The following is an 18184-nucleotide window of genomic DNA, read 5'->3' as shown; positions in this document are numbered from 1 at the left end:
AATCACCGAATAAGCTAAATTGTTTACTCTTGAAAAAATATAAGCAAACTTTTATAAAATTTGTTAAATCAAGTTAAACTGCTAGTTGGAATTGTAAGTTAAATGAGTGAAAAAAATTGTTAACCGAACTCAGAGCAATCAAGATTCGGTCATCGATTCATCTAGCGCTTCTTGTTTAGCTTGATTGATGATAGCTTTAACAATCCATTGTGAAAGATCTATCACTTGCTCACTCTCAAAGTTCCAAATATCTTTTAACACCATGAATATTTCAGAACCATATATGATTGAAATTGAGTAGATAACTTTATCAAAAAGCTCATCAGAGAATTGAGCTCTAAGTGGCTGCAATAAATTGGTAAGAATTTCCTTACGATTACCTCGCACAAGTTTTTTAGTCTTTTCCGTTATTTGTGACCGTTCATCTGCCCATTGTTTTAAAGAAAGGCTTAAAGCTGCACGTAATGTTCCTTCATGTTTTAACATTTGCGGCAAAGCAAAAGCTAAAAAATCATTTATCTGATCTTCGACATTTTCTCTATCTGATTGCCATAAGAATATTGGACTAAGTGATTGTTCAACAGCCGCTGATATTAAATCGGTTTTAGTCGGGAAATAGCGATAAGCAGTAGCTCTAGAAATACCTGTTCTATCTGATAATTCAGTAATGGATATATCTTTACCCTGCTCTAAAGCCTCAATCGCAGTTTCGATAAGACGATCGTAAGTTCTTTTTTTGGCCCCAGAATATTTCTTAGAATTCATTAAGCTATTTATATTCATATTTTTATTTATCGCCAGCTAATAAACTTTTGTAAATTATACAACTTTTTTTAACATAACTATAATATTTAAAAAATTTTCAAAAAAATTTAAAAAAAATGAGACTAATGTCTCATTTTTAGCTTATAATTATCAAAGTAGTAATCGCTGATAGTTGAGTAAGAAGTATCGAGTTCTATTTTATCTGTTAAGGAGAAATAAATGGCATCGCATAACATGGTTTACTTGGTCGCGACACTAGACACAAAAGGAGAAGAGATTGTTTACGTCAAACATTTACTTAGTAAAAGAAATGTTGCAAGTAAAATAGTTGATATCTCCACTAAGCAACCGCATTCTTTTAATCACATTGCTGATATTAGCGCCAGTACTGTTGCTAAATATCATCCCGAGGGTGAAAAAGCGGTTTTTGTCACCGATAGAGGAAAGGCTATCGTTGCAATGGCTAATGCATTTAAACAATTTTTAATAGCGCAAAATGATGTTGACGCTATCCTCGGTTTAGGTGGCTCGGGTGGTACCGCATTAATCACTCCAGCTATGCAAGCACTGCCTATTGGCGTACCAAAGTTGATGGTTTCAACCATGGCCTCAGGTGATATATCTGGGTATATCGGTGCAAGTGATATTGCGATGCTCTATTCCGTTACAGATATTGCTGGCGTAAATGTTATATCAAGAAAAGTACTCGCCAATGCAGCTAATGCTATTGCAGGTTCAGTGTTATTTAAAACGCAAGAACAAGTCGAAGATAAACCAGCAATTGGATTAACCATGTTCGGTGTTACTACTCCGTGTGTTCAATCGCTTTCAGCAAAATTAAATGATAAATATGATTGTTTAGTTTTTCATGCAACAGGTAGTGGCGGTAAAGCAATGGAAAAATTAGCTGATAGCCATTTATTAAAAGGTGTACTTGATATTACAACCACTGAAGTTTGTGATCATCTGTTTGATGGAGTACTTGCTTGTGATGATGACCGATTTGAAGCCATCGCAAGAAGCGAAGTCCCATATATTGGATCATGCGGCGCCCTTGATATGGTTAATTTCGGTAGTCCAGATACTATTCCAGAAAAATATCGAGATCGTCTGTTTTATCCCCATAATCCACAAGTTACTTTAATGCGAACCACCCCTGAAGAGAATAAAATCATGGCAAATTGGATCGCTACAAAACTAAATAAATGTCAAGGCGAAGTAGTTTTTATTATTCCTGAAAGTGGTTTTTCTGCCCTTGATATTGAAAATGGGGATTTTTGGTCACCGCAAGCGGATCAAGCTTTCATCGATGAGTTTGAAAAAGTCTTTATTCAAACTGAAAAACGACGGTTAATAAAAACCTCGCATCATATTAATTCACCAGAATTTTGTAATTTAGTTATTAACGAATTTAAAAATATAATTAAATAAAGTAATGGAGAAAATTATGAGTAGTAAACGTGCTCAATTATTAAAAAAATTCCATGATATGATTGCTAAAGGTCAACCAATCATCGGTGGAGGAGCTGGTACAGGATTATCTGCAAAATGTGAGGAAGCTGGTGGTATTGATCTGATTGTAATTTACAATTCTGGTCGTTATCGTATGGCAGGTCGTGGATCACTAGCTGGCTTATTAGCTTATGGTAATGCCAATGAAATTGTTATGGATATGGCAAAAGAAGTATTACCGGTTGTAAAACATACCCCTGTGTTAGCTGGTGTTAATGGCACCGACCCCTTCTGCCAATTCGATCAGTTTTTAGATCAAATTAAAGCTACCGGATTTGCTGGCGTACAAAACTTCCCTACTGTTGGTTTAATTGATGGTAATTTTAGAGCTAATCTTGAAGAAACGGGTATGGGCTATGCATTAGAAGTTGAGATGATTCGCAAAGCACATGAAAAAGATCTGCTAACTACACCATATGTATTTAGTGAGCAAGATGCTATTGACATGACCAAAGCTGGGGCGGATATTTTAGTTCCACATATGGGCTTAACCACCGGTGGTAGTATTGGTGCCCAAACTGCATTAAAACTTGCGGATTGTGTTCCTTTAATCAATCAATGGGCCAAAGCAGCTAAAGCAATTCGTCCAGATATTATCATACTTTGCCATGGTGGACCTATTTCATCCCCTGAAGATGCAGAATATATTTTACAAAATTGTCCTGATTGTAATGGTTTTTATGGCGCAAGTTCAATGGAACGTTTGCCAACAGAAACAGCATTAACTCAGACGACAGAAAGATTTAAGTCTATTCGACACCAACAATAAGTAAGCAATAACGGTGCGACTATTCGTCGCACTGCTATTTTTTCTATTCTCCAACCTAAGCAAATTCTACTTATACCATCTTAATTTTCAGTGATAAAAATTGATGATAATTGTCTACTACTTTACTATTGATTGTTAACTGTGAGACAATCGTAACTGCAGTATCCTATGTTTTAAAAAAGTAATAACGTTTGTAAGAAATTTTTATGAGTTTCATTATTGTTATTTTGCTAACTTAATATAGGAAACACAAAATGAGAGAATATCAAACTGATGTAGCTGCATTTGTATTACGAATTGCTTTAGGTATGATGTTTTTGGCCCATGGTTTTACCAAACTACTTGTTCTAACCCCAGAAGGTACTGCAGAGTATTTTCATACTCTTGGCTTTCCCGGTTTTTTTTCTTATATCGTTATCATTTTTGAAATTGGTGGCGGTGCACTATTGTTACTCGGTATTTTAACTCGTGCCATAGCGCTAATTGCTTTCTTTCAATTAGCAATAATAACTATTGTGCATTGGAATAATGGTTGGTCATTTACTAATCAAGGAGGTGGTTGGGAGTATCCAGCTTTTATGTCATTAACTGCTTTTAGTTTGGCATTATTAGGGACTGGTCGGTTTAGTGTTTTGGCAGGTAAAAAATATCCACAAATAACTCAACAATAAGATGCTAAATATTTAGGAAAGGTAGCGACAATTATTTATTACCTTTCCTAAAAATTGCATAGTTAAAATTAATTATTAATTTCAATTACTAAAAGATCACCCTGATCTTTTAAGAAATATTCATCATCTTGAGGTGCTCGTAATGACATCATACGATTATCACCCATTTCCATCGTATCACCAGGATTCATTGTCGCTTGACTTTGTCGTAAATAATTTAAAATATTATTAAACATGTCAAAATAATACTCACTTTCCTCATAACTATTGGCTAATGCTGCAAAATTAGGTAAACCAAATTTATTAGCGCCATAAGTGCGCATCCAAATCCCTTTAATATTTTCTATTTCATATTTAACAAAACCACAAAACAATAAAGGTAAACATTCCCCTAAAGTGGCTAAACCATCTTTTTCCGAAGCTAGTGAATTAATAAAGTTAACTGGTAATGAAGTATGAGCATCTTCATTAATTACTGCTAACGCATTAAATTGTTCAAAGCATGCTACTAAACGAGTTAAAGCTAAGTACTGCTCTAATACATCTTGTTCATAGCCAACATAATATAATAATAAATGACTATCACTTTCATAAACTTGTTGTTTTATTTCTTGACTATAACTAGCAGGAGTAACACATGCTTCTAATACAGCTTTAGGATAAGGCGCATTGAGACCAACTATTCTAATAACATGTTTACCCCAACTTACTAAAATACACATACCTTCTTCAAGTTGTCCGAACGGTGTTTCATATCGAATATCTTTTATGATCGGATTAATCGATTTAAGTTTTGCTAATAATTCATCGTTATTAATATTAAGCACACCGCTAAAAACAACACTTAAGCTAACGGCATTCTCAATATCAGGATTTGGGACAATCGAATTATCCATCTGTTTTGATTCTGTTTTTTTACCAAAAAAACGAGAAAATATACCCATTTTATATTCCTTATGACAACTATTTTAAATTAAATCCAATTTAGTGCATTTTATAGTAATTGACGCTATAAAACTTTAGCAATAATATCTACTTGCCTATATTAAGTAAATATTTTATTTATCATTTTTAACCATTGTAAATTTTTTAATTCAATAATTAAAAAATCAATCAAACATAGAGTTCTAAGTGGTAATAATTTGCAACTTAAGTAAATGGCATAAATATTTAAATCCTATTAATTAATAAAATATTATAATATCTATGATTTAATCGAATGTTAATACTTGTTCAGGCCGTCCAAATTTTCTATAAAATAATGCGGCATTCAAGTTTTCTTATTCCTATTTTGATATTTACTATGACTAAAAAGTATAATATTAATTCATTTCACACTTAGACCTTCAATGAAATCTTCAACTATTTGATGAGCTTTTTGCGCACCTTCTAAATTCATATCAATGAAAGTTTGATCATAAACTGGCATATTATTATCGTCATATTCATTTTCGATACTATCTCCAATATTGAATATATAGAAAACTGATACATTCCAATCTTGATTATACTCATAATTATAAGTACACCTTAAAACACTTTTACGATAGCAATTAATTTCTAAAGCTTCTGTTTGCGGTGGCAACCAATCTACTTGAGGAATGATTAGTGTGTTTTCATGTTTATAAAATCTATGTAATTCTATGCCATTGTTGAATTGTTTTGTCTCAAGCCAATCTCCATACCAATCTTCTGAATTTCTATTTCTCTTTATCTCCTTTATATTTTCTAATCTTTTCTGAAATGATTTAAGCCGAATACCACTAACTTCATCTTTATTTTTTTTCACAAATTCGATGTCTAAACTATCCAATTTTAAAAGTTCATTTTTTATATTACTGCAATAAGCGATTATTGCTTTAGATGTTGGATGAATGCATAAATTCCCTGAATTAATTCTAATTTCACTGATTTTGTCAATTTGATAGGCTTGAGTATGGGAAAACTGCTCACAAAAATCTTTTTCAGAATTATTTACAGAAGTAGAATCATGTAATTTTCTAATCCAAAATGGTGAATATTTGGAATTAGGATAAACTCGCAGAATAGTATCTTTAGACAATTCAACTAAACGTCCATTTTCTCTACATTCACTACTGGGTCTACTTTCTACAAATTCTACAACTATAGGAGCTATTAAATAGGCAGGCCAAAAGAAAGTACAAAATAATGGTAATAATACATAACTGAATATTGAAGCAAATTTACGTTTTATACCATAAGATTTTTTTGCTTGTAATTGGCATAGTCGAAGTATTATTGGAAAAACCATACCTGTTAATGTAAATAGAAAAATAATAAGATTGGTATGCATAAAGCAAAATATTAACCAAACAACCATTGAAATTGTAAAAATTGCTTTGATAATCCAATGCATCCGGACAAAAACAAATATTAACGAAAACGTATAAATACCATAAAAAAATGGTAGCATGAAAAACCAAACAAAAATGTAACTATCGATATGATTAGCAGGATGATCCATATAAAATCCAATTTATAAAACTAGCTATAACAAAATTCCTTTCAGTTATGATTATCACGGATAAATATTTATGTCAAAAAATGAGGATTTTTTATTAATCCTCAAAAATTAAGAAAAAGTATTTTAACTTATTAATTTGTTTCAATGAATGATTCAATATCCATTACTGTTGCAAATCGCATCAATGCCGACATAAAGCTATTATGAACATCTGACGATGAAATAATATTACCGTTAAATTCAAGATCACGGAATGAATTAAGACAAAACAAATAATTAAAAAATTTGAATTTTTTATATTTTTTTAATAAATCGACAAAATTAAGTTGCTAGTTAGTCATTTATATTATATTTTGTACAACAGTTAAATTTAAAGGTTTTATTTTTTATGAATTGTTTTTGTGTTTTCGTTACTAAACATCATCATCACCATCATTCCTGAATAGTCTTCGGGCGATTGGTGCTGGAAGACAAAAGGTCTTCCGGTGATATCGCAAAAGCATTTAGAAAACCCTCGGAAGATCAGTCTTCCGAGGGTTTTTTATTTGTGGTTTATAAATTTATTTAAACAAGTTGGAGAAGAATATGTTGGATAATTCACGGTTACGTATAGCAATGCAAAAGTCGGGACGTTTAAGCGATGAGTCGAAAAAATTATTGGCTCAATGTGGCATAAAAATCAATTTGCAAGAACAACGCTTAATTGCTTTTGCCGAAAATATGCCAATTGATATTTTACGCGTTCGCGATGATGATATACCCGGACTAGTCATTGATGGCGTTGTTGATATTGGTATTGTCGGTGAGAATGTGTTAGAAGAAGAAGTTCTTGATAGACAAGCCGAAGGTGAAAACCCACAATATAAAACCTTACGTCGCCTTGATTTTGGTGGCTGTCGCTTATCAATTGCTGCTCCTCGTGATTTTGTTTATAGCGGACCAGAATGTTTAAATAATTTACGCATTGCAACCACTTATCCTCACCTACTCCGCCGTTACCTTTCACAATACAATGTCAATTTTAAAACCTGTCTACTTAATGGTTCTGTAGAAGTTGCACCACGAGCTGGCCTTGCTGATGTAATTTGTGATTTAGTATCCAGTGGAGCCACATTAGAAGCTAATGGTCTACAAGAAATTGAAATTATTTATAAATCGAAAGCTTGCTTAATTCAACGTGAAGGTGAAATGTCTGCCACCAAACAGGCGTTAATCGATAAAGTGATGACGCGTATTCAAGGGGTAATTCAAGCTCGTGAATCCAAATACATTATGCTGCACGCGCCAACAGCCGTTTTAGATCAAGTCGTATCACTATTACCAGGAGCAGAAAATCCAACCATTTTACCATTAACTGGCGAACAAAATCGGGTAGCACTACATATGGTGAGTACTGAATCATTATTCTGGGAAACCATGGAAAAACTAAAAGCATTAGGTGCAAGTTCAATCCTTGTATTACCAATTGAAAAAATGATGGAGTAATCAAATGAAACTATCATATTGGCAACAATGTTCTAAAGAAAAACAAGCAGAATTACTAACTCGTCCTGCTATAGCTGCTTCTGATACTATTAGCCAAGCGGTTAAAGATATTTTGACGCAAGTAAAACAAAATGGCGATGAAGCTCTAAAAGAATTAAGTAATAAATTTGATAAAGTACAAATTAAGCAAATCAAATTAACTAAAGATGAGATAAAAACAGCAACTAGCCGTGTTAAACCAGAATTAAAACAGGCAATGCAATTAGCTGTAAGTAACATCGAAAAATTCCACCAAGCACAAGTTAGACAAACTATAACAGTGGAAACGATGCCTGGCATCAAATGTCAGTCAGTCACTAGACCAATTGATTCGGTAGGTCTGTATATACCTGGTGGTTCGGCTCCGTTGCTATCAACCGTATTAATGTTAGCCATTCCAGCTAAAATTGCCGGTTGTCGTAAAGTGATTTTATGTTCACCTCCACCAATTGCTGACGAGATTTTATATGCGGCTGAGCTTTGTGGTGTAACTGAAATTTATCAATTGGGGGGCGCACAAGCGATTGCGGCAATGGCATTAGGAACTCAATCAGTTCCTAAAGTCGATAAAATATTTGGTCCCGGTAATGCCTATGTTACCGAGGCGAAACGCCAAGTTAGCCAACGATTGGATGGCGCAGCAATAGATATGCCAGCCGGCCCGTCAGAAGTCTTGGTCATTGCCGATAGTTCCGCTAATCCGGCGTTTATTGCCGCTGATTTACTTTCTCAAGCTGAACATGGCCCCGATTCACAGGTTGTACTGCTTACACCTGATGAGAAGATCGCCCAAGCAGTCTCAGTCGAAGTTGATAAACAACTTGCTCAACTTTCACGTCAAGGAATTGCTGAAAAAGCGTTACAAGAGAGCCGACTTATTGTTACTAAAGATTTAGATGAATGTGTAACTATCAGCAATCGTTATGGTCCTGAACACTTAATTATTCAAACCGAAAATGCCGATCAACTGGTTGATAAAATTAATAGCGCTGGCTCGATATTTTTAGGTGATTGGTCACCGGAATCAGCAGGTGACTATGCTTCGGGTACTAATCACGTTTTACCTACTTATGGTTATACCGCTACTTACTCGAGCCTTGGCTTAGCCGATTTCCAAAAACGTATGACAGTACAAAAATTGACTGCTGAAGGTTTGCAAGCAATCGGTAATGCTGTTGAGCTAATGGCTCAAGCTGAACAACTTACCGCCCACAAAAATGCCGTAACAATTCGTTTAGCTAAACTTAACGCTGATACTAAACAATAGGTGAATAAAATGGACATTAATCAATTAGTCAGAAAGAACGTACAAAAATTGACGCCTTATCAATCAGCTAGACGTATAGGCGGTAATGGTGATGTATGGCTAAATGCCAATGAATACCCTGTTGCACCAAACTTTCAGTTAACTGAACAAAACTTAAACCGCTATCCTGAAGCACAACCCGAACAAGTGATTAATCGTTATGCGCAATATGCTGGAGTTACCCCAGAGCAAGTGATTGTTAGTCGGGGGGCCGATGAAGCGATAGAGCTATTAATGCGGGCTTTTTGTGAGCCAGAAACCGATACAGTGCTTTATTGCCCACCAACTTATGGTATGTATCAAGTCAGTGCCGAAACACTAGGTATAAAAACCAAAACCGTACCAACTAAATCTAATTGGCAACTCGATTTAGACGGAATTAAACAAAATCTAGACAATGTTAAATTGATCTATGTATGTTCACCTAATAATCCAACTGGTAATTTAATAGACCAAGATGATATTAAAACTTTACTTAAATTAGCTGAAAATCGCGCTTTAGTAATTATTGATGAAGCTTATATTGAGTTTTCTCCAAATTCAACAGTTGTGAGCTGGCTTGTAAATTATCCTCACCTAGTTATTTTACGAACTTTATCGAAGGCTTTTGCGCTAGCAGGATTACGGTGTGGCTTCACTTTAGCAAATAAACCAGTAATAGATGCTTTACAGAAAGTGATCGCTCCATACCCTCTCGCTACCCCAGTAGCGGACATTGCCACTCAGGCATTGAGTAAAGAAGGTATCGAAACGATGAGATCGCATGTCATCAATCTAAATAATCAAAAAGAGAAGTTTGCTAAACAACTTACTGCTTTACCAATTGTCGAAAAAGTTTATCCTAGTGAATCAAATTATTTATGCGTGAAATTTCAAAGTAATAAAGAGGTATTTAGCAAACTATGGAATAAAGGCATAATTTTGCGAGATCAAAGCAAATCAATTGGCCAAGATGGTTTTGTGCGAATTTCGATTGGTACACAAGCAGAATGTGAAGCAGTAATAACCGCACTCAAAGCGATAAAATAGGAGCAAGTATGTTACAAAAATATTTATTTATCGATCGTGATGGAACATTGATAGTTGAACCGCCTATCGATTTTCAAGTTGATAGTTTTGCAAAACTTGCATTTGAACCTAATGTGATCCCAGCACTACTAAAACTACAAGCAGCTGGTTACAAATTAGTGATGGTGACCAATCAAGATGGATTAGGAACCAGTAGTTATCCGCAAGCTGATTTTGATGGCCCACACAATTTAATGATGCAAATATTTGCCTCACAAGGTGTAATATTTGAAAATGTACTTATTTGCCCACATTTCCCTGAGGACAATTGTGAGTGTCGTAAGCCGAAAATCACTTTAGTTCTACCTTATTTAACCAGTGGTAAGTTAGATAAACAAAATAGTTACGTTATTGGTGACAGGGTCACAGATATGCAACTTGCTGAAAATATGCAAATAAAAGGATTACAATATAATCCAGAATCACTTAATTGGAATGAAATAGCCCAACGTTTAACCACAGCAGATCGTTATGCTAAAGTCGAACGCAATACCAAAGAAACCAAAATTTTAATTGAAGTTTGGTTAGATAGACAAGGTGGCAGTCAAATTAATACCGGCATTGGTTTTTTTGATCATATGCTTGACCAAATCGCCACTCATGGCGGTATCAAATTAAATATTCAAGTAGAAGGCGATTTACATATAGATGATCACCACACTATTGAAGATACAGGTCTTGCCTTAGGCGAAGCACTAAAAAAAGCACTTGGCGATAAACGGGGTATCACTCGTTATGCATCAGTTATTCCAATGGATGAGTGTTTAGCAAAATGTGCAATGGATATTTCAGGTCGACCTTACCTCAAGTTTTCGGCGCAATTTAGTGATCCGAAAGTTGGCGATATGAGTACACAAATGGTTGAACATTTCTTCTATTCTCTAAGTTATACTATGGCAATTACTTTACATATTGCAACAACTGGCGACAATGACCATCACCGAATCGAAAGCTTATTTAAAGCTTTCGCGCGTACGCTTAAACAAGCGATTAAAATTGAAAGTGACAGACTACCTAGCTCGAAAGGAGTGTTATAGATGAAAATTGTCATTCTAGATACTGGCTGTGCTAATCTTTCCTCAGTCAAATATGCAATACAGAGATTAGGCTATAATCCAATCATTAGCCTTGATCCTGATACTGTGCTTGAATCTGACAAACTCTTGTTACCTGGAGTGGGATCAGCGTCAGCTGCAATGCAAAAATTAGAAGAACGTAATTTAATTAAGCTTATCAAAGTCTGTACTCAACCAGTATTAGGTATCTGCCTTGGTATGCAACTTTTAGCTGATTATAGCAATGAAGGTCATGTCGATACCTTAGGTATTATTCACGAAAAAGTAGTGCAAATTCCTGATTGTGGATTACCACTACCACATATGGGCTGGAATCAAGTCACCCCAAAAGCCGGACATCATCTATTTAGAGATATTCCTGATGGTGCTTACTTTTACTTTGTACATGGATACGCCTTACCATTATGCTCATCAACTATCGCAGAAACCAATTACGGCGAAAGCTTTACTGCTGCCGTACAAAAAGACAACTTTTACGGTGTGCAATTTCATCCAGAGCGTTCTGGATTAGCCGGTGCAAAATTGCTCAAGAACTTTTTGGAGATGTAAAAATGGCAGTTTACCCTATTATTATTCCTGCTCTTGATTTAATTGATGGTACCGTGGTTCGATTACATCAAGGCGATTATGAGCAAAAACGCGATTATGGCAAGGATCCTTTAATTCGCCTACAAGATTATCAAAAACAAGGTGCAAAACAACTACATCTGGTTGATTTAACTGGTGCTAAAGATCCGCAAGCTCGACAAATCTCATTAATAAAATCACTGATTAACGGCGTACAAGTTCCGGTACAAATTGGTGGTGGAATTCGTACCGAAGAAGATGTTAAAGCATTATTATCCGCAGGTGCCACCCGAGTAGTTATTGGCTCTACCGCTATTAAACAACCTGATTTGGTAAAAAAATGGTTTGATAATTATGGCCCTGAATCATTGGTATTAGCCTTAGATGTTCGTATTGACCAACAAGGTAACAAAAACGTCGCTATTCATGGTTGGCAAGAGGATTCTAAACAGACATTGGAACAAGTTATTGATGATTATCTACCCTATGGCTTGAAACATGTACTATGTACAGATATTTCCAAAGATGGAACGCTAAGTGGCTCTAATGTAAAACTATATCAAGAGATCAGCCAAAAATATCCACAAATTGCGTTGCAAGCTTCTGGCGGTATTGGCCAAATAGATGATGTGAAAGCATTAAAAGATAGTGGTGTTGCCGGTGTTATTGTTGGTAGAGCATTATTAGAAGGTAAATTTACAGTTCAGGAGGCAATTTCATGTTGGCAAAAAGGATAATACCTTGTTTGGATGTCCGTGATGGACAAGTTGTAAAAGGAGTACAATTTCGTAATCATGAAATCATTGGTGATATTGTACCATTAGCCAAACGCTATGCCGAAGAAGGGGCCGACGAATTAGTGTTCTATGATATCACTGCTTCATCTGACGGTCGGGTAGTAGACAAAAGTTGGGTGGCAAAAGTCGCTGAAGTAATAGATATTCCATTTTGTGTCGCTGGTGGGATAAAAACGGTTGAAGATGCAGCAAGAATTCTCACTTATGGTGCGGATAAAATTTCAATTAACTCTCCGGCCTTAGCTAATCCGAGTTTAATTACTCAGTTAGCTGATTGTTACGGGGTGCAGTGTATCGTGGTGGGGATTGATACTTGGTATGATAAAGATTCAGAAAGTTACCACGTTTATCAATTCACTGGCGATGAAAAACGCACAGTGGCAACCAAATGGAATACGATTGATTGGGTGCAAGAAGTACAAAAACGCGGTGCCGGTGAAATAGTGCTAAATATGATGAACCAAGATGGCGTCCGTAATGGTTACGATCTAAAACAACTTAAAAGGATTCGAGAAGTTTGTCATGTACCACTGATTGCCTCTGGTGGCGCTGGTACTATGGAGCATTTTTTGCAAGCTTTTCAAGAGGCTAATGTTGATGGTGCATTAGCCGCTTCCGTCTTTCACAAACAAATAATTAATATTGGTGAACTTAAACAATATTTAGCTCAACATGGAGTAGAAATCCGATTATGTTAACTCAACATTCCCAAATGCAAATAGACCTTAAACAGCTTGATTGGCAAAAAGTTGATAATTTAATGCCGGTTATCATACAACACTATGTTTCTGGTGAAGTGCTTATGCTTGGCTATATGAATCAAGAGGCATTAACTCAGACACAAACGAGTGGCAAAGTAACCTTCTATTCGCGTACCAAACAACGCTTATGGACCAAAGGTGAAACATCAGGTAACTTTTTAAATGTGGTAAGTATCTCGACCGATTGTGATAACGATACGCTGTTAATCTTAGTCAATCCAATCGGACCAACTTGTCATACTGGAGCAAATAGCTGCTTCACCAATAGCAAAACTGAGTGGGGCTTTCTATATGATTTAGAGCAGTTGTTGGGGGCTCGTAAACAAGCCGATCCGCAATCCTCTTATACGGCAAAACTCTACCATGATGGTACCAAGCGTATTGCCCAAAAAGTGGGAGAAGAAGGTGTTGAAACTGCACTTGCAGCTACAGTACACGACAAAGAAGAGTTAAAAAATGAATCAGCCGATTTAATTTATCACTTATTGGTCTTACTACAAGATCAAAATCTATCAATGCAAGATGTCATTGCTATTTTAAAAGCTAGACATAAATAACATTGGTCACCAAGCACAATCTATTGTGCTTGGTGTTTAAAATTGATAAGCAAAAGATTTTCCTACTACCTAACTGGTAACTTGATCCCATTAAACATAGCCTGTACTGCCACATTATTTTCACATAAGATAAGTCTATCAACTGTTTGCCTATTTAAATGTGCCGAAAACTGATTAATAAAATCATACATATAATTGCGTAGAAATAGCGAACGAGCAAAGGCAATATAAGTGGTACTATATGGAAATATATGCCCAGCATTAAGTACCACAAAATCACTATCAGATCTTTCGTTAACCGCCATTTTTGCGACAATGCCAACACCTACCCCTAACTTAACATAAGTCTTAATCAATTCCGCATCAGTGGTACTAAAAACAATATTAGGAATTTGATTGGCTTTAATAAAAGCTTGATTCAAATCAGACCCATCATTAGAAAAGTCATAACTGACTAAAGGATATTTAGACAATTCGTCGATAGTAATTAAACTGCTTTTAGCTAATGGATGATCTTTCATTACAATCACCGCTTGGTTCCAATGATAGCAAGGTATAGCAATCATATCATCGCTGAGTTCAGATAAATCAGTAACGATAGCAAAATCAGCTTGGCCTGTTTGCGCTTGTAAGAGACATTGCGGTGATGATCCTTGCTCCATATGAAGTGTTATACTAGGATACTGCTGCATAAATTGCTGAATAACAATTGGTAAAGTATAACGAGCTTGAGTATAGGTTGTTGTAATGGTTAATGAACCTTGATTAGGCTGGCTAAATTCTTTAGCAATAATTTTAATATCTTGCGATTTAGTTAAAATCTCTCTAGCTAAAGCAATAATCTTCTCACCAACTGGCGTAACTTCGGAAAGATGTTTACCGACCCGAGTAAAAATTTGCACATTGAGTTCATCTTCCAACAACTTGATCTGTTTACTGATCCCTGGCTGCGAGGTATAGAGTTTTTCAGAGGTAAGAGAGACATTGAGATCGTTATTGACGACTTCAACAATATAACGCAGTTGTTGCAACTTCATGACAAAGGCTCCTTTAACTGTATACCTTTCCCTCTTTTTAAAACTATATAAAAAGTCAAAAAGAGGGAAATCGTAAGGTAATTCCTTTCACACTTTAGCACAAACAAAAAACAGCTTTTTATACTAAAACGATTCCTTACCCTAAGCGATTTTAAATAAAATCATCAGATGTTCTTACCTACTTTTTACTATTAACCCACTTACCATCAACGTATTGCATTACCCAGCCAGTCGATTTGCCATTGACTTCCGAAGTAACATACTGCTGTTTACTTTTACGGCTAAATCGCACAATAGCTGGATTACCTTCTGGATCTTGACTCGGCGCTTGCGTTAAATAAATAAATTTTTCCGGTAAACGATCTTTAAAACGTTGCAGTTCTTCAATTAGTGGTGCACGAGTTTCTCTTGATTTTGGAAAATTATGTGCCGCTAAAAAGATGCCTGAAGCACCATCTCGTAATACAAAATGAGCATCTGACTTAGTACATTTTAACTCAGGTAAATCAACTGGATCTTCTTTAGGTGGCGCTACATCACCATTTTTTAAGATCTTACGAGTGTTTTTACAATCTTGATTGGTACATCCCATATAAAGTCCAAAACGGCCTGATTTAAGATGCATTTCTGATCCACATTTTTCACATTCAATGATTGGACCTTCATAGCTTTTTACCTTAAATGTGCCTTTTTCAACCAACGAACCATCACAGATTGGATTATTACCACAAATATGTAATTTACGCTCATTATCCAGCAAATAACTATCCATAGCCGTATGACATTTAGGACAACGTTTAAGTGCTCTTAGCGCGTCAGTTTCGGCTGTCTCTGCCTCTTCCAAAATATTTAATGTTTCATATTCTGGAATTAAGTTAATTGTCTGCTTACAACGCTCTTTAGGAGGTAATGCATAACCAGAACAGGCTAAAAATACCCCGGTTCCTGCTGTTTTAATGCCCATTTCACGGCCACAGTTAGGGCATTTAATTTCCGGTGTTAAAACGAGTGGATTTAATTGCATTCCTCCGTGATCAGGATCTTGTTCTGCAATGGTCAAATGTTGGCTGAAATCATCAAAAAATTGATCTAAAACTTCGCGCCATTCTTGTTTTTTATTGGCAATCTCATCAAGTGCATGTTCCATGCGAGCAGTAAAATCGTAACTCATTAAGTCATTGAAATTTTCACTTAAGCGATCTGTGACAATTTCGCCAATTTTTTCCGCATAAAAACGACGATTATCTAATCGTACATAACCACGATCTTGAATAGTTGAGATAATCGTTGCATAAGTCGAAGGACGACCAATTTCCCGTTTTTCAAGTTCCTTAACCAATGACGCTTCGTTATAACGAGCAGGAGGCTTGGTAAAGTGTTGATTAGGATCTAAGCCAATTAATTCCAACATATCTTGCATAGATACTGCTGGCAACAGCTTATCTTCATTATTTTTAGTTAATTGTGGTTGCACTTTTGTCCAACCATCGAAACGTAAGGTTCGACCTTTAGCTTTTAAGGTAAAATCACCCGCTTTAACTGTAATAGTTGTTGAGTTGTATTCGGCTGATGTCATTTGGCAAGCCACAAATTGACGCCAAATTAACTGATATAATTTAGCCGCATCAGCCTCAACATCGCCAAGACTATCCGCTAGAATGTTCACGTCCGATGGACGAATTGCCTCATGCGCCTCTTGCGAATTTTTCTTACTGCTATAAACGTTAGCGGATTTAGGCAAATACTTCTCGCCGAAGTTTTGTCCAATGTAGTCCCGAACCATCGTTAACGCATCCTGACTCAAATTAGTCGAGTCGGTACGCATATAAGTAATATAACCAGCTTCATATAGGCGTTGTGCTAACATCATCGTCTTTTTAACACCAAAACCTAAACGAGTACTTGCTGCTTGTTGCAAAGTTGAAGTAATAAACGGCGCAGTTGGATTACTTTTAGTCGGTTTTTCTTCAATATTAGTAACTTGATATTGGCTTTTATCCAATTCATCCAAAGCAATATCAATAGCAACACGATCCTTAGGTTCAAACGCATCATTTTTATAATGCGTTACTTGCATAGTTAATTGCTCTTGATCAGCAGTTTTTAAATCAGCATAAAGATCCCAGTACTCTTCAGGAATAAATGCATGAATTTCTCGCTCACGTTCAACCACTAGGCGCACCGCAACTGATTGAACACGACCAGCTGATAAGCCACGCGCGACTTTTTTCCAAAGTAGTGGTGATAGCATAAAGCCAACCACACGATCCATAAATCGTCTTGCTTGTTGAGCATTAACCCGATCCATATCCAACATAGCTGGATGATTAAAAGCATTTTTAATCGCCGTTTTGGTGATCTCGTTAAATACAACTCGACGATACTTATTATCATCACCGCCAATAACATCTTTTAGATGCCAAGCAATAGCTTCCCCTTCTCTATCCAAGTCGGTTGCGAGATAAATCATATCGGCATCTTTGGCTAACTTTTTAAGTTCGGCAACCACTCGTTCTTTGCCCGGTAAAATTTCATAATGCGCTTGCCAGCCATTGTAAGGATCAACGCTCATACGATCGACTAACACTTGTTTTTCCGATCGTTTAACTTTTTTCTCGGCTTTATCTTTACTTATTTTTTCAGTGCGTTGACTACTACCACTCACTGGCAGATCGCGAATATGTCCGACACTTGATTTAACTACGAAATCTTTGCCAAGATATTTATTAATCGTTTTTGCTTTGGCTGGTGATTCCACAATAACAAGGGATTTTCCCATAATTAAACCTATTTATCCTGTAGTTTAAGTTATTTACCGTCTATATTGACATCAAGTAATGACAGTAAATCATCTTTAATTGTCGATACTTTACTAGCATATTGCTCTTTTTGCTCAGCATCTTCAATTAGTTGCGTAATTGTTTGTGACAACGTACATCCTCGGCGCTTAGCTAAATTAGCCAATCGTTGCCAGACAAGAAATTCCAAATCAATAGACTTTTTACGTGTATTTTGCTGTTCGGCATTAAAATGTCGTTTTCGTCGTGCTCGAATGGTTTGCTTCATGCGATTATCTAAATCTGGATTTAAATGCAGCTTAATCCAATCAATAACCGCAGTTGGTTTGTGTTCCAATAACAATAATTCATTTACGGCTTGCTCTGCTGCACTCTTCTCAATATAACGAGTGATAAGCTCCCCTTCCAAATGTCTTTTTACTAAATAGTGCCACTTCCAACCGCATTCAAGGTTTTCTAACTGCTGGTATTTCATCGGTTCACCTTGTGAC

17 protein-coding genes and 1 other annotated feature are annotated in these 18184 nt (G+C 35.9%); of the genes, 11 read left to right on the top strand and 6 right to left on the bottom strand.

Going from position 1 to position 18184, the window contains the following annotated elements; all coding sequences use genetic code 11:
- Positions 1-138 precede the first annotated feature (138 nt).
- Complete coding sequence (locus tag H3T56_RS03045; RefSeq protein WP_198191983.1) at positions 139-765, bottom strand: TetR/AcrR family transcriptional regulator; 627 nt, start codon at positions 763-765, stop codon at positions 139-141.
- A 219-nt stretch (positions 766-984) separates the two neighbouring features.
- On the opposite strand from H3T56_RS03045, the gene H3T56_RS03040 reads away from it, so the two are divergent.
- The 3 genes from H3T56_RS03040 (at position 985) to H3T56_RS03030 (ending at position 3717) form a co-directional block, all read left to right on the top strand.
- Positions 985-2196: a Tm-1-like ATP-binding domain-containing protein gene (locus H3T56_RS03040; RefSeq protein WP_110453368.1), complete on the top strand. Its 1212-nt coding sequence runs from the start codon at positions 985-987 to the stop codon at positions 2194-2196.
- A 16-nt stretch (positions 2197-2212) separates the two neighbouring features.
- Positions 2213-3046 carry a phosphoenolpyruvate hydrolase family protein gene (locus H3T56_RS03035; protein WP_086364579.1) on the top strand — a complete coding sequence of 278 codons (834 nt, stop codon included), beginning with the start codon at positions 2213-2215 and terminating at the stop codon, positions 3044-3046.
- Between the two features lie 254 nt (positions 3047-3300).
- Positions 3301-3717: a DoxX family protein gene (locus H3T56_RS03030; protein WP_065613030.1), complete on the top strand. Its 417-nt coding sequence runs from the start codon at positions 3301-3303 to the stop codon at positions 3715-3717.
- A 68-nt stretch (positions 3718-3785) separates the two neighbouring features.
- On the opposite strand, the gene H3T56_RS03025 is transcribed toward H3T56_RS03030, so the two are convergent.
- Both H3T56_RS03025 and H3T56_RS03020 read right to left on the bottom strand, forming a co-directional pair.
- Positions 3786-4661 carry a DUF4261 domain-containing protein gene (locus tag H3T56_RS03025; RefSeq protein ID WP_086360718.1) on the bottom strand — a complete coding sequence of 292 codons (876 nt, stop codon included), beginning with the start codon at positions 4659-4661 and terminating at the stop codon, positions 3786-3788.
- Between the two features lie 383 nt (positions 4662-5044).
- Entirely contained in the window at positions 5045-6202 is a 1158-nt protein-coding gene (locus H3T56_RS03020) for a hypothetical protein (protein WP_198191982.1), read from the bottom strand.
- A 420-nt stretch (positions 6203-6622) separates the two neighbouring features.
- Positions 6623-6748 (top strand) — a sequence feature (His leader region).
- Positions 6749-6787: 39 nt separating this feature from the next.
- Between H3T56_RS03020 and hisG the strand changes: the two genes are divergently transcribed.
- The 8 genes from hisG to hisIE are packed head-to-tail and all read left to right on the top strand — an operon-like array spanning position 6788 to position 13858.
- The gene (gene hisG / locus H3T56_RS03015) at positions 6788-7687 is read left to right on the top strand and encodes an ATP phosphoribosyltransferase (protein ID WP_086357262.1); all 900 of its coding nucleotides are present in this window, start codon (positions 6788-6790) and stop codon (positions 7685-7687) included.
- A gap of 4 nt (positions 7688-7691) precedes the next feature.
- Positions 7692-8993 (top strand): histidinol dehydrogenase, encoded by a 1302-nt coding sequence (hisD, locus tag H3T56_RS03010; RefSeq protein WP_198191981.1) that lies wholly within the window; start codon positions 7692-7694, stop codon positions 8991-8993.
- Positions 8994-9002: 9 nt separating this feature from the next.
- Complete coding sequence (gene hisC / locus H3T56_RS03005) at positions 9003-10061, top strand: histidinol-phosphate transaminase (protein WP_199283277.1); 1059 nt, start codon at positions 9003-9005, stop codon at positions 10059-10061.
- Positions 10062-10069: 8 nt separating this feature from the next.
- A complete protein-coding gene (gene hisB, locus H3T56_RS03000; protein WP_198191979.1) occupies positions 10070-11137 on the top strand; it encodes a bifunctional histidinol-phosphatase/imidazoleglycerol-phosphate dehydratase HisB in 1068 nt (355 codons plus the stop codon).
- The gene (gene hisH, locus H3T56_RS02995; RefSeq protein ID WP_065651052.1) at positions 11138-11725 is read left to right on the top strand and encodes an imidazole glycerol phosphate synthase subunit HisH; all 588 of its coding nucleotides are present in this window, start codon (positions 11138-11140) and stop codon (positions 11723-11725) included.
- A gap of 17 nt (positions 11726-11742) precedes the next feature.
- Positions 11743-12480, top strand: a complete 738-nt coding sequence (hisA, locus tag H3T56_RS02990) for a 1-(5-phosphoribosyl)-5-[(5-phosphoribosylamino)methylideneamino]imidazole-4-carboxamide isomerase (RefSeq protein ID WP_198192114.1) — start codon at positions 11743-11745, stop codon at positions 12478-12480.
- Positions 12462-13238: an imidazole glycerol phosphate synthase subunit HisF gene (gene hisF / locus H3T56_RS02985; protein WP_198191978.1), complete on the top strand. Its 777-nt coding sequence runs from the start codon at positions 12462-12464 to the stop codon at positions 13236-13238. The genes hisA and hisF overlap by 19 nt, the downstream gene beginning before the upstream one ends.
- Positions 13232-13858 carry a bifunctional phosphoribosyl-AMP cyclohydrolase/phosphoribosyl-ATP diphosphatase HisIE gene (gene hisIE / locus H3T56_RS02980; RefSeq protein WP_198191977.1) on the top strand — a complete coding sequence of 209 codons (627 nt, stop codon included), beginning with the start codon at positions 13232-13234 and terminating at the stop codon, positions 13856-13858. The genes hisF and hisIE overlap by 7 nt, the downstream gene beginning before the upstream one ends.
- 65 nt (positions 13859-13923) lie before the next feature.
- Here the strand turns inward: hisIE and cysB are convergent, their stop codons facing one another.
- The 3 genes from cysB to matP all read right to left on the bottom strand — a co-directional run bounded on the left by cysB (position 13924) and on the right by matP (position 18168).
- Positions 13924-14895 carry an HTH-type transcriptional regulator CysB gene (cysB, locus tag H3T56_RS02975; RefSeq protein WP_110453359.1) on the bottom strand — a complete coding sequence of 324 codons (972 nt, stop codon included), beginning with the start codon at positions 14893-14895 and terminating at the stop codon, positions 13924-13926.
- A 178-nt stretch (positions 14896-15073) separates the two neighbouring features.
- Positions 15074-17674: a type I DNA topoisomerase gene (topA, locus tag H3T56_RS02970; RefSeq protein ID WP_198191976.1), complete on the bottom strand. Its 2601-nt coding sequence runs from the start codon at positions 17672-17674 to the stop codon at positions 15074-15076.
- Between the two features lie 29 nt (positions 17675-17703).
- The gene (gene matP, locus H3T56_RS02965; RefSeq protein WP_198192113.1) at positions 17704-18168 is read right to left on the bottom strand and encodes a macrodomain Ter protein MatP; all 465 of its coding nucleotides are present in this window, start codon (positions 18166-18168) and stop codon (positions 17704-17706) included.
- Positions 18169-18184: the final 16 nt, after the last annotated feature.

This window comes from Gilliamella sp. W8123 (genome assembly GCF_016101085.1).
Lineage (GTDB): Bacteria > Pseudomonadota > Gammaproteobacteria > Enterobacterales > Orbaceae > Gilliamella > Gilliamella apis.
This window is presented reverse-complemented; position numbering and strand designations above follow the sequence as displayed.